This window comes from Algibacter sp. YIN40 (assembly GCF_057219435.1).
Window position 1 is genome coordinate 150,701 of record NZ_JBXVVC010000005.1, and the last position, 12,305, is coordinate 163,005.

Genomic DNA, 12,305 nt, shown 5'->3' on the forward strand with positions numbered 1-12,305 from the left:
TTGCTAACAATTTTGATTTTATTAAGAAGCACATCGCATATTGTTATTTATATTTGCCCACCGATGATTTTAGTATATGAAATTTGAATTAAAAGGAACAGATCCAAAAAGTAAAGCAAGAGCAGGAAGTATTACTACAGATCATGGCGTAATTGAGACACCAATTTTTATGCCTGTAGGTACAGTAGCATCAGTAAAAGGTGTCCACCAACGAGAACTTAAGAACGATATTAATCCAGATATTATTCTGGGGAATACTTACCACTTATATTTAAAACCACAGACCAAAATTTTAGAAAAAGCGGGTGGACTTCACAAGTTTATGAATTGGGATAGAAATATTTTAACTGATTCTGGAGGTTATCAAGTTTATTCATTATCTGCTAATAGAAAGATAAAAGAAGAAGGTGTTAAATTTAAATCTCATATAGATGGCAGTTACCATGTGTTCACTCCAGAAAATGTGATGGAAATTCAGAGAACTATTGGAGCCGACATTATTATGGCATTTGATGAATGTACACCATATCCTTGTGATTATAATTATGCAAAAAGGTCTATGCATATGACCCACCGTTGGTTGGATAGATGTATAAATCATCTTGAAAAGACACCGTTAAAATATGGCTATAACCAAGCATTTTTCCCAATTGTTCAAGGAAGTACTTATAAAGATTTGCGGCAACAATCTGCAGAATATATTGCCAATGCAGGTGCCTTAGGAAATGCGATTGGAGGATTGTCGGTAGGAGAACCAGCGGAAGAAATGTATGCCATGACCGACGTTGTTTGTAATATTTTACCAGAAGATAAACCGCGTTACCTTATGGGTGTTGGAACACCAATCAATATTTTAGAAAATATTGCGTTAGGTATTGATATGTTCGATTGTGTAATGCCAACAAGAAATGCCAGAAATGGTATGCTGTTTACAGCACACGGTACGATAAATATTAAAAATTTAAAATGGGCAGACGATTTTTCTCCTGTAGATGAAATGGATATTACGTTTGTAGATACAGACTATAGTAAAGCCTATTTAAGACATTTATTTACTGTAAATGAAAGATTAGGAGCTCAAATAGCAACCATTCATAATTTAGGGTTTTATTTATGGTTGGTTAGAGAAGCAAGAAAACATATTTTAGATGGAGATTTTAGAACATGGAAAGAGAAGATGGTAAAACAAATGGATAAACGGTTGTAAGTGAAAATATTAGATTGGTACATACTTAAGCGCTATTTGTTCACATTTTTCATGATGCTTCTGTTGTTTGTTCCTATTGGAATAACAGTGCATTTAGCTGAAAAAATTGGAAAAATACTTGAAAATGAAGTTCCTTTTGGTGAAGTCATGCTTTATTTTTTAGACTTTACTATTTATTTCGCACATCTACTTTTCCCATTATTTCTGTTTTTATCTGTTATATGGTTTACTTCTAAATTGGCTAATAATACCGAAGTCATTGCTTTTTTAAGTTCTGGAGTTTCTTTTTCACGATTCTTAAGACCTTATATGATAGGGGCCTTTTTCGTTTCTATTTTGGCAATTATATTAGGTTTGTATTTAGCGCCTAAGGCAAGTCAAGGATTTAATGATTTCAGTTATAAATATTTAAAAAAGGGCAGGAGTGCCGTTGAAAATAAAAATGTATATAGACAAATTAACGATAATGATTTTATATATGTAAGCAGTTTTGATGTTAAGAATAATCAAGGGAGTAACTTCACATTAGAGCATATAGAAGATAACAAACTTATTTATAAAATTAATGCTACTAGTATTAAATATATTGAAACAGATACTATGTACCGCTTAACAAACTATTCAAAGCGTGTTGTTGGTGAGGTAAATGATATTATAGAAAGTCAAAGAAGAAAAGACACCCTTTTCTCATTCGATGTTGATGATTTAACCCCTGTAATTTACATAGCTGAAACTTTAGGTTATAGTGAATTAAATGAATTTATTCAAAAAGAAGAATTGCGAGGATCTTCCAATATAGGGCGGTATAAATTGGTAAAATATCGAAAGTGGAGTTTACCTGTTTCTATCTTTATCTTAACAATTATTGCTGTGGCTGTTTCTTCAATTAAAAGACGTGGTGGGATGGGTGTTAATTTAGCTGTTGGAATATGTATAGCCATGGTTTTTGTATTTTTCGATAAAGTGTTTGGTGTTATGGCCGAGCAATCCGATTTTCCTCCAATCATTGCAGTTTGGTTTCCTAATATCATTTTTGGTATTTTAGCCATATACCTGTTGTATAATGCCAAACGCTAAGCTTAAAAATTATCTACACTTACATTTCTTAGTTTTTATAGCTGGTTTTACTGCTATTTTAGGTGAACTTATTACCATTAAAGCAATTCCATTAGTTTGGTTTCGAATGGTAATGGCATCAATTTTAATATTCTTTTATATTAAGATTGCCAAAGTGAGGCTGAAAGCATCGCCAAAAGCCATTCTTAGATTTTCACTGGCAGGAGTTATTATTGCATTGCATTGGATAACATTTTTTGCAGCAATAGACGTTGCTAATATTTCTATTGCGCTTGCCATGTTTTCAACTGGTGCGTTTTTTGCTTCATTCATTGAGCCTATTATACATAAAAGAAAGATAATCTGGTATGAAATTCTTTTTGGTTTGTTTGTAATAATTGGAGTCGTTATTATTACTCAGAGTGAAATGAAATATCTATTAGGAATCATTTTAGGAATTTCGTCTGCATTTTTATCTTCAATGTTCGCTGTTTTGAATGGTAAATATTTAAAGCAACATTCTGCTACAGTTATATCATTTTATGAATTTATAAGCGGTGTAATATTTATATCCATTTTTATAGGGTTCATTGGAGAAGGTTTTTCTACAAACTTTTTTAAATTGAGCGTTTCAGATTATGGTTATCTCTTTATTTTGGCCTCTGTATGTACTGCTTATGCCTTTATTGCCGCGGTTTATGTGATGAAACTTATTAGTCCGTATACAGTAGTGTTAACTTATAATTTAGAACCTGTATATGGTATAGTTATGGCGGTAATTTTATTCCCAGAGAAAGAAGTTATGACGAATTCCTTTTATTTCGGTGCAATTATTATTATTTCTACAGTCTTATTAAACGGCGTTATAAAAAATACAGGACTGCTAAAAAGAAAACACTCATAAGGGTTAAACCTAATTAAAGTTTTTATATTTGTATGCTAACTAAAATTATAAATTCTTATGGAATATTTAGAATTTGAACTTCCAATAAAAGAACTAGAAGACCAGCTTCAAAAGTGTAAAATAATAGGTGAGGAGAGCGATGTAGATGTAAGTGAAACTTGTACACAAATAGAAAAGAAGCTCGTAGCTGCCAAAAAGGACATTTATAAAAAATTGACGCCATGGCAACGTGTACAATTGTCACGTCACCCAAATAGACCTTACACATTAGATTATATTAGGGCTATATGTGGTGATTCCTTCCTAGAGCTTCATGGTGATAGAAGTTTTAAAGACGATAAAGCAATGATTGGAGGTTTAGGTAAAATAGGCGATCAGAGTTTTATGTTTATTGGTCAACAAAAAGGTTTCAATACTAAAACTAGGCAATACCGAAATTTTGGTATGGCTAACCCAGAGGGCTATCGTAAAGCTTTAAGATTGATGAAATCTGCCGAAAAATTTGGGATCCCAGTAGTAACTATACTGGATACTCCCGGTGCATATCCAGGATTGGAAGCAGAAGAAAGAGGCCAAGGAGAAGCTATAGCAAGAAATATTTTAGAAATGACACGCTTAAAAGTGCCTATCATTACAGTTGTAATTGGTGAAGGAGCATCTGGTGGTGCCTTAGGTATTGGAGTAGGAGATAAGGTAATGATGTTAGAAAATACTTGGTATTCAGTGATATCTCCAGAGTCGTGTTCTTCGATATTGTGGAGAAGTTGGGAGTTTAAAGAACAAGCGGCCGAAGCTTTAAAGCTAACTGCTTCCGACATGAAAAAACTTAAACTAGTAGATGAAATTATTAAAGAACCTTCTGGAGGAGCACATAGAGATCGCGAAAAAACATTTAAAATAGTAAGTAATGCGATAGTGAAATCTTTTGAAGAGTTTAAAAACTTATCACCAGAAGATTTGGTAACCCAGCGTATGGATAAATATGCACAAATGGGTGTATTCAAAGGGTAAACCATTAAAAATCATATCATAGTAAAATCTGAAGCTAATCACTTCAGATTTTTTTATGGTTATTGACAATATTATTAAGTTATTAACAGTTAAATTGTTAACCATTGGTTGACAATAGAAATCAGGTTCAATCAAATAAAACCTTTCTTTTTAATTACTTTCGTAGTTATGAAACAACCTAACCAAATGCGAGGCTATAAAGTCGATAAAAGCACCTTAATTAATTTAGAAAAAGGCAAAATACCGCCACAAGCAATTGATTTAGAGGAAGTTGTGTTAGGAGCAATGATGATTGATAAAAAAGGTGTCGATGAGGTTATTGATATTTTAAGCCCCGAGGCGTTTTATAAAGAAGCACATCAACATATATTTGAGGCTATATTTCATTTGTTTGAAAATAGTGAACCAATAGACTTATTAACGGTTTCTAGTCAATTAAAGAAGGATGCGAAGTTAGAATTAGCAGGAGGCGATTTTTATCTTATTTCTCTCACACAAAAAGTATCTTCTTCAGCACATATCGAGTTTCATGCACGTATTATTTTACAGAAATTTATTCAACGAAGTCTAATTAAAATTTCAAGTGAGATTATTGAAGATTCTTATGATGAAACTAAAGATGTTTTCGATTTATTAGACAAGGCCGAAGCTAAATTATATGAAGTTACTCAAGGTAATATTAAAAAGTCTAGTGAAACGGCTCAAGATTTAGTTATACAAGCAAAGAAGAAAATTGAAGAGATTTCTAATAAAGAGGGGTTAAGTGGTATACCTACAGGGTTTAATAAACTTGATAAATTAACCTCTGGGTGGCAACCATCCGATTTAATAATTGTGGCCGCTCGTCCTGGTATGGGTAAAACGGCATTAACTTTATCTATGGCTCGAAATATTGCTGTAGATCAAAATATACCTGTCGCTTTTTTCTCATTGGAAATGGCATCAGTTCAGTTAATCACAAGGCTAATTTCTAGTGAAACAGGCTTATCTTCTGAAAAATTAAGAACTGGAAAACTAGAAAAGCACGAATGGGAGCAACTTAATGTAAAAGTAAAAGGCTTAGAAAAAGCCCCACTATTTATTGATGACACACCATCATTGTCTATTTTCGATTTGCGTGCTAAAGCACGTCGTCTATCATCACAACATGGTATAAAACTTATCATGATTGACTACTTGCAGTTAATGACGGGAGGGAGTAGTCATGGTGGAAATAGAGAGCAAGAAATCTCAATGATTTCGCGAAATTTGAAGGCTTTAGCTAAAGAATTGAATGTTCCAGTAATTGCACTATCTCAATTATCGCGTGCTGTTGAAACACGTGGAGGTAGTAAACGACCATTACTATCAGATTTACGTGAATCTGGTGCGATCGAGCAAGATGCGGATATTGTAAGTTTTATTTACAGACCAGAATATTATAAAATTGATGAGTGGGATGATGACGAGCGTTCTCCAACAGAAGGGCAAGCTGAGTTTATTGTAGCTAAGCATAGAAATGGAGGGCTAGATAGTATTAGGTTAAAATTTATTGGTCATTTAGGTAAGTTCGATAATCTTGATGACTTCGACTCACCTTTTGAATTCCATTCTAAGATGAATGCTGCAGCTAATGACGATACATTTAAAGCAGATAATTTTAAAGCTAGTCCAGACCAAGCGTTTGGTAGCTCGTTTAATGATGAGGACGAGAGTGATGTTCCCTTCTAGGTCCTACTAAAACTTTATAGCTTTTATAAAATCTAGATTATTTAAATCTGGATTTTTTGTTTTAAACTTGATATCAATCAAAATTTAAACTCTTGTTAAACTAAGTTTGGTAAAAGTATTTTTGAGTATCTTTCGGTTTATGAAAAAGACGTTATCTTTCATATTATTTGTACTATTATCCATTAATGTATTTGCATCTTATGTTCTAATTCCAATGGATGTTGAGAGCCAAAAAAATCATTTAAAAGCTTATGGAATTACTTATTGGACACTAGATAAGCAATTAAAAGTAAAGTGGTTACTCAATTATCGTGGAGGATCTTTTTTGTTGCCAGATACAGAAAATATTCAGAGAGAGTGTCAAATCCGTGGCGTATCATTTGAAGTAATATCAAACACTGAAGCTGAGCGTATTTTAGAAGATATTAGTAGTCCGAGTCAAAACATGGAGGCGGTAGTTTTAGAAAAAGCACCCAAAATTGCTGTTTATACACCCAAAGGAAATTTGCCTTGGGATGACGCCGTAACGATGGTGTTGCAATATGCCGAAATTCCTTATGAGACAGTTTATGATGAAGAAGTAATAAACGATGGATTATTACTTTATGATTGGCTGCATTTGCATCATGAAGATTTTACGGGACAATATGGTAAATTTTATGGCGCATACAGAGCAACATCATGGTATATTCAAGAGAAAAAAGAAGCGGAGGCATTGGCTACCAAATTAGGCTATTCTAAAGTGTCAAACGAAAAATTAGATGTTGCGTTAAAAATAAGAGATTATGTTGTAGGAGGAGGTTTTATGTTTGCTATGTGTAGTGCAACCGACAGTTTCGATATTGCTTTATCTGCAGAAGGAATCGATATTTGTGAACCCATGTTTGATGGTGACGGGAGTGATCCAGGTTATCAGAACAAAATAAATTATGGTAAAACTTTTGCCTTTAAAGATTTTATTTTAGAAAGAAGCCCCATAATTTATGAGTTTTCGTCAATTGATATGACAAGAAAACGTAGAATCCCAAAAACGACCGATTACTTTACGCTGATGGAATTTTCAGCAAAATGGGACCCAATCCCATCTATGTTATGCCAAAATCATACAGCATTAGTAAAGGGGTTTATGGGGCAAACAACGGCTTTTACAAGAGGTGAAATTAAATCGAATGTATTAGTTATGGGAGAGAATAGGGCCAATGGCGAAGCCAAATATATTCATGGAATAAAGGGTAAAGGGTTTTTTACTTTTTATGGAGGTCACGATCCAGAGGACTATCAACATAGAGTAGGAGATTCAAAAACCGAGCTTGATTTGCATCCAACATCTCCAGGTTATCGTTTAATTTTAAACAATGTGCTTTTTCCTGCTGCTAGAAAAAAGAAGCAAAAAACGTAATAGTAAATTATTATTCTGCTTTAATTACTCTTTGAAATGTATATAAAAAACCATCGGAGCCAGAACCTGCTCTAGTCTCATTTTCATTAACAATCAAAATATTCTGAGTTTGCAAGTATATTTCCCCAAGATCTTGCCCATCAATAATTAGTATTTGTTTAGAACCAAAAACAACTATTTCATATGCGTAAATGCCAGATAATATTCCATCTTCTTTGGTGTCATCATTATTGTTGTTTTCAACATTTATTTCATCATTATCCTCATCAAAGGACCATTTAATAATACCTAATTCAAATTGATCATCAACACCAGAAATCCCACCCTGAACACTTATTAAATGCCAATAGCTTTTAAAAGATTGTTCTGGTGTTATTATTGTATTATTATCCACAGAACAACTGTTTAAAATTAGTAATAATGAAATAGCAATTATTAATTTATTTCTCATTTTTAAGTTTGTATTAATAATAAGATGAAGTATTTATAAAATGGTTGCGTCAAAATTAACATAAATAAGTTTGAAATTGAAGCTTTTAGGTTTTGTTTTATTTTTGAATTCTTTATTACTTTAGCTAAATGAATTTCAACCAAAAGCAATTAAGATTAGAGCCATATGCAAGAGGTTTTCATTTAATTACTGATAAAGTTTTAAATGAAATGCCAGAAATTAAACAAATAAATATTGGACAATTACAAGTATTTATTAAGCATACTTCAGCAAGTCTAACTATTAATGAAAATGTTGATTATACTGTGAGAACAGATTTTGAAAGCCATTTCAATAAAATGGTTCCAGAAAACGCACCATATTATGAACACACGTATGAAGGGTCTGACGATATGCCTGCGCATATTAAAGCATCATTACTAGGAGCATCATTACAAATACCGATAACTAATGGTGAATTAAATTTAGGAATATGGCAAGGTATTTATCTGTGTGAGCATCGAGATAATGGTGGGCCAAGAAAAATTGTTATTACAGTCTTTGGGACATAAAAAAATCCGATTCTTTCGAACCGGATTTTTATTAAGCGAATAATATGTTTTACAATAGGCTAAGCGCCTTATTTTACTTTATCTACAACTGCTTTAAAAGCATTTGGGTTGTTCATAGCTAAATCTGCTAAAACCTTACGGTTTAATTCAATATCATTGGCTTTTAATTTCCCCATAAATTGAGAGTAAGATAAACCATGTTCTCTGGCTCCAGCGTTAATACGCGTAATCCATAAAGCACGGAATGTTCTTTTTTTGTTTCTACGGTCTCTATACGAGTATTGCATCGCTTTGTCAACCGCATTTTTTGCTACTGTCCAAACGTTTTTACGTCTTCCAAAGTAACCTTTTGCTTGTTTTAGAACCTTTTTTCTTCTGGCTCTTTTTGCTACAGAATTTACTGATCTTGGCATAATTTTAATTGTTTTTTGTAGTAGGCGGTTGATAAATCAACACTTTTAAATTTTTGCCTAACTCCAGGGTTTATAAATTGTTTTAACCGATTAAAAGCAATGTTACTTTAAACGTAACATAGTTTTAATATTGTTCTCATCTGATTTATGTACTAAACCATCATGAGTTAACTTAAGCTTACGCTTTTTAGACTTCTTTGTTAAGATGTGACTCTTAAAAGCGTGCTTTCTTTTAATTTTACCAGTACCTGTAAGCTTAAAACGCTTTTTGGCACTAGATTTTGTTTTCATTTTAGGCATTTTCTTCTCCTAGTTTTAATTATTTCGCTTAATTATCTTTAATTGCTGAACAAATCAGCAATATATTTTTACTTTTTTGGAGCAATAAACATTGTCATACGTTTACCCTCTAGTCTTGGCATCTGTTCAACTTTACCAAACTCTTCTAAATCTTGAGCTAGACGTAATAATAATATATGTCCTTGCTCCTTAAATATGATTGAACGTCCTTTAAAAAAAACAAAAGCTTTAAGTTTTGCCCCTTCTTTTAAGAACTTCTCGGCATGTTTCTTTTTAAATTCGTAATCATGATCATCTGTATTAGGACCAAAACGAATTTCTTTAACAACCACCTTAGTAGCTTTCGATTTTAAAGCCTTGTCTCGTTTCTTCTGTTCGTAAAGAAACTTTTTATAATCCATAATCTTACATACAGGAGGCTCTGCATTAGGCGAAATCTCAACGAGATCCAATCCTTGGTCATCAGCTATTTTGATGGCATCTCTTGTAGAATACACACCTATTTCTACATTGTCCCCAACTAAGCGGACATTTGGTGCTATAATCTTAGAGTTAATTTTATGTTTATCCTCTTGTTTAACCCTTCTCGGTTGTTGTCTTCTACGAATTGCTATGGTTTCTTCTTTTTAAATTATACTTATTCTCTTAAAACGATTTCAACGTTTTCTTAATATCTTCTTTTATTATTTCAGAAAAAGATTCTACAGAAATCATGCCTAAATCTGCTCCACCATGTTGACGCACAGTGATTTTATCTTCTTTTTCTTCTTGCTCTCCAATAATGATCATATAAGGGTGTTTCTGCATTTCGGCTTCCCTAATTTTCTTACCTATAGTCTCATTTCTATGGTCTACAAGGGCGCGAATTTCGTCATTTTCTAGCAAATTTAAAACTTTTTCAGAGTATTTTTCATATTTCTCACTAATTGACAATATAATGGCTTGTGTTGGCATCAACCAAAGTGGAAAATTACCACCTGTATGTTCTAGTAATAATGCTACAAAACGTTCCATGCTTCCAAAAGGAGCACGGTGAATCATAATAGGCCTATGAAGTTCGTTATCACTGCCTTTATATGTTAAATCAAAACGCTCAGGTAACGTATAATCCACTTGGATAGTACCAAGTTGCCATCTTCTTCCTAAGGCATCTTTCACCATGAAATCTAATTTTGGGCCATAAAAAGCTGCTTCACCAGTTTCAATAACATAATCTAATCCTTTATCGTTGGCAGCATTAATAATTGCTTGTTCTGCTTTTTCCCAGTTTTCAAGACTACCAATATACTTGTCCGGATTTTCAGGATCTCTTAAAGAAACTTGTGCAGTAAAGTTTTCAAAACCTAAAGAACCAAAAACATAAAGCACCAAATCTATAACGTCTTTAAACTCTTTATCTAATTGGTCTGGTGTACAAAACAAATGCGCATCATCCTGTGTGAAACCTCTAACGCGAGTTAAACCATGTAATTCTCCACTTTGCTCATATCTATATACTGTACCAAATTCAGCAAAGCGTTTAGGTAAATCTTTATAGCTCCATTGCGAGGACTTATAAATTTCACAATGATGTGGGCAATTCATTGGCTTTAATAAAAATTCCTCATCTTCTTTTGGTGTGGTAATTGGTTGAAAACTGTCTTCGCCATACTTTGCGTAATGTCCCGAGGTGATATATAAATCTTTATGCCCAATATGTGGGGTTATAACCATTTCGTAGCCAGCTTTCTTTTGAGCTGCTTTTAAAAAATTCTCTAAACGTTCGCGCAAAGCAGCCCCTTTTGGAAGCCATAAAGGTAATCCCTGACCAACCTTTTGTGAAAAGGTAAATAACTCAAGTTCTTTACCTAGTTTTCTGTGGTCTCGTTTTTTTGCTTCCTCTAGTAATTCTAAATACTCAGTAAGCTCTTTTTGTTTTGGGAACGAAATACCATATACACGAGTCAATTGTGGTTTGGTTTCATCTCCTCTCCAATAAGCACCAGCAACACTTAATATTTTTACAGCTTTTATAATGCCGGTATTAGGAATGTGCCCTCCACGGCATAAATCTGTAAATGTCGAATGATCACAAAATGTAATAGTCCCGTCTTCTAAATTATCAATTAATTCAGTTTTAAAAACATTATCCTTATATAAGGACAATGCATCTGATTTAGAAACTGCTCTCAGATTAAAATCATACTTTCCACGAGCAATCTCCAACATCTTGTTTTCAATAGCCTTAAAATCCTTTTCCGAAACTACATGCTCCCCAAAATCTACATCATAATAGAACCCATTTTCAATAGCAGGACCAATAGTTAATTTAGCACCAGAATATATTTCCTCAATAGCTTGAGCTAAAACATGCGCCGAACTATGCCAGAAAGCCGTTTTACCTTCATCATCCCTCCAGGTATATAAAACCAATGAACCATCAGTGGTTAAGGGTGTCACAGTTTCAATAGTTGTACCGTTAAAACTTGCAGAAATTACGTTTCTTGCAAATCCTTCACTTATGCTTTTCGCAACATCCATTGGTGTAACGTTTTCTTCAAACGTTTTAACACTGCCATCGGGTAACGTTATATGTCTCATTAATATAAATTAAAATCAGGGAGCAAAGATAATAGTATAAACAAACCCACACAATATATATATAAGTATAATTTTAATTAAGATGTTCTCTTTTAAGGGTGAGGCTTGAGTTTATTGTGAGGGTATTCGAAGGGTTCCAAGTCCTCGAACCTTCTTTGTTTGTTAGTGGGCTTACTACTTCTATCTCAAGCGTGATATTATTTGTAGATTTTGGTGTTTAAGGCTAATAATTAGCTGTTAAGTATTTTGGTTTATTTTTCAGGTTACCGCTTTTCATGTATATAAGGTTCTATTTGGTAAAAGGTTAAAGATAAATTAAGGGTTAAATTCGGTTAAGAACAGAGGTTATGTTAATAAGATTAGATGTTATAAACCACAGAAAACAAGGGGGTTAAGAGCGCGGTAAAAAAAAGTAATAAAAAAGATTAAAAAAGGCATTGCAGAACTAAAAAAGGATAGTATGTTTGCAGCCGCTAAAACGGGGATAAAAAAATCTGTTTAAAAAGCAAAAAGTTCATATAGTATAGTAGTTTTAAAGTTTAGTTAAGGGGATATAATTATTTTCTTAAAAAAAGACATAAAAAGTATTGTGTGGAATAAAAAAGGGTTTTATATTTGCACCCGCTTAAGGAGGAAAGACTTTAAGTTAAGACAAAAAAAGTTCATAAACATATTGAATTGACAGCGTAAGATTATAATTGGAAACGATTATAATCAACAAAG

Annotated in this window: 12 protein-coding genes; 7 read left to right on the top strand and 5 right to left on the bottom strand. The window is 33.0% G+C overall.

From position 1 onward, the window contains the following. Positions 1 to 76 precede the first annotated feature (76 nt). The 6 genes from tgt to AC2D6V_RS15280 all read left to right on the top strand — a co-directional run bounded on the left by tgt (position 77) and on the right by AC2D6V_RS15280 (position 7,287). Complete coding sequence (gene tgt / locus AC2D6V_RS15255; RefSeq protein ID WP_484649900.1) at positions 77 to 1,207, top strand: tRNA guanosine(34) transglycosylase Tgt; 1,131 nt, start codon at positions 77 to 79, stop codon at positions 1,205 to 1,207. Further along, positions 1,208 to 2,284, top strand: a complete 1,077-nt coding sequence (locus tag AC2D6V_RS15260; RefSeq protein WP_484649902.1) for an LptF/LptG family permease — start codon at positions 1,208 to 1,210, stop codon at positions 2,282 to 2,284. It abuts the gene before it with no gap. Beyond that, on the top strand, positions 2,271 to 3,167 hold the full coding sequence (locus tag AC2D6V_RS15265) for a DMT family transporter (protein ID WP_484649905.1): 897 nt from the start codon (positions 2,271 to 2,273) through the stop codon (positions 3,165 to 3,167). Before AC2D6V_RS15260 ends, AC2D6V_RS15265 begins: the two co-directional genes overlap by 14 nt. Positions 3,168 to 3,224: 57 nt before the next feature. Continuing rightward, positions 3,225 to 4,178, top strand: coding sequence for an acetyl-CoA carboxylase carboxyltransferase subunit alpha (locus AC2D6V_RS15270; RefSeq protein WP_484649908.1), 954 nt, complete (start codon positions 3,225 to 3,227; stop codon positions 4,176 to 4,178). Between the two features lie 168 nt (positions 4,179 to 4,346). Then, entirely contained in the window at positions 4,347 to 5,888 is a 1,542-nt protein-coding gene (gene dnaB / locus AC2D6V_RS15275) for a replicative DNA helicase (protein ID WP_484649910.1), read from the top strand. A 214-nt stretch (positions 5,889 to 6,102) separates the two neighbouring features. Then, on the top strand, positions 6,103 to 7,287 hold the full coding sequence (locus AC2D6V_RS15280) for an asparagine synthetase B (RefSeq protein WP_484649934.1): 1,185 nt from the start codon (positions 6,103 to 6,105) through the stop codon (positions 7,285 to 7,287). A gap of 10 nt (positions 7,288 to 7,297) precedes the next feature. Here the strand turns inward: AC2D6V_RS15280 and AC2D6V_RS15285 are convergent, their stop codons facing one another. Beyond that, complete coding sequence (locus tag AC2D6V_RS15285) at positions 7,298 to 7,738, bottom strand: hypothetical protein (protein WP_484649912.1); 441 nt, start codon at positions 7,736 to 7,738, stop codon at positions 7,298 to 7,300. Positions 7,739 to 7,866: 128 nt separating this feature from the next. On the opposite strand from AC2D6V_RS15285, the gene AC2D6V_RS15290 reads away from it, so the two are divergent. Next, positions 7,867 to 8,289 (top strand): secondary thiamine-phosphate synthase enzyme YjbQ, encoded by a 423-nt coding sequence (locus AC2D6V_RS15290; RefSeq protein WP_484649914.1) that lies wholly within the window; start codon positions 7,867 to 7,869, stop codon positions 8,287 to 8,289. A 68-nt stretch (positions 8,290 to 8,357) separates the two neighbouring features. Here AC2D6V_RS15290 and rplT read toward each other — a convergent pair whose 3' ends face one another. From rplT to thrS, 4 genes are all read right to left on the bottom strand, one after another. Beyond that, the gene (gene rplT / locus AC2D6V_RS15295) at positions 8,358 to 8,702 is read right to left on the bottom strand and encodes a 50S ribosomal protein L20 (RefSeq protein ID WP_139000438.1); all 345 of its coding nucleotides are present in this window, start codon (positions 8,700 to 8,702) and stop codon (positions 8,358 to 8,360) included. Between the two features lie 102 nt (positions 8,703 to 8,804). After that, positions 8,805 to 9,002 carry a 50S ribosomal protein L35 gene (rpmI, locus tag AC2D6V_RS15300; protein WP_033955892.1) on the bottom strand — a complete coding sequence of 66 codons (198 nt, stop codon included), beginning with the start codon at positions 9,000 to 9,002 and terminating at the stop codon, positions 8,805 to 8,807. Between the two features lie 68 nt (positions 9,003 to 9,070). Then, positions 9,071 to 9,610, bottom strand: a complete 540-nt coding sequence (gene infC / locus AC2D6V_RS15305; RefSeq protein WP_484649937.1) for a translation initiation factor IF-3 — start codon at positions 9,608 to 9,610, stop codon at positions 9,071 to 9,073. Positions 9,611 to 9,647: 37 nt separating this feature from the next. Beyond that, a complete protein-coding gene (gene thrS, locus AC2D6V_RS15310; protein ID WP_484649918.1) occupies positions 9,648 to 11,582 on the bottom strand; it encodes a threonine--tRNA ligase in 1,935 nt (644 codons plus the stop codon). Positions 11,583 to 12,305 lie beyond the last annotated feature (723 nt).

Bases quoted from the DNA above. Each gene is read 5' to 3' on its own strand.
- tgt (WP_484649900.1), top strand. From the start codon at position 77: ATGAAATTTGAATTAAAAGGAACAGATCCAAAAAGTAAAGCAAGAGCA.
- AC2D6V_RS15265 (WP_484649905.1), top strand. From the start codon at position 2,271: ATGCCAAACGCTAAGCTTAAAAATTATCTACACTTACATTTCTTAGTT.
- AC2D6V_RS15270 (WP_484649908.1), top strand. From the start codon at position 3,225: ATGGAATATTTAGAATTTGAACTTCCAATAAAAGAACTAGAAGACCAG.
- dnaB (WP_484649910.1), top strand. From the start codon at position 4,347: ATGAAACAACCTAACCAAATGCGAGGCTATAAAGTCGATAAAAGCACC.
- AC2D6V_RS15280 (WP_484649934.1), top strand. From the start codon at position 6,103: ATGGATGTTGAGAGCCAAAAAAATCATTTAAAAGCTTATGGAATTACT.
- AC2D6V_RS15285 (WP_484649912.1), bottom strand. From the start codon at position 7,738: ATGAGAAATAAATTAATAATTGCTATTTCATTATTACTAATTTTAAAC.
- AC2D6V_RS15290 (WP_484649914.1), top strand. From the start codon at position 7,867: ATGAATTTCAACCAAAAGCAATTAAGATTAGAGCCATATGCAAGAGGT.
- rplT (WP_139000438.1), bottom strand. From the start codon at position 8,702: ATGCCAAGATCAGTAAATTCTGTAGCAAAAAGAGCCAGAAGAAAAAAG.
- rpmI (WP_033955892.1), bottom strand. From the start codon at position 9,002: ATGCCTAAAATGAAAACAAAATCTAGTGCCAAAAAGCGTTTTAAGCTT.
- thrS (WP_484649918.1), bottom strand. From the start codon at position 11,582: ATGAGACATATAACGTTACCCGATGGCAGTGTTAAAACGTTTGAAGAA.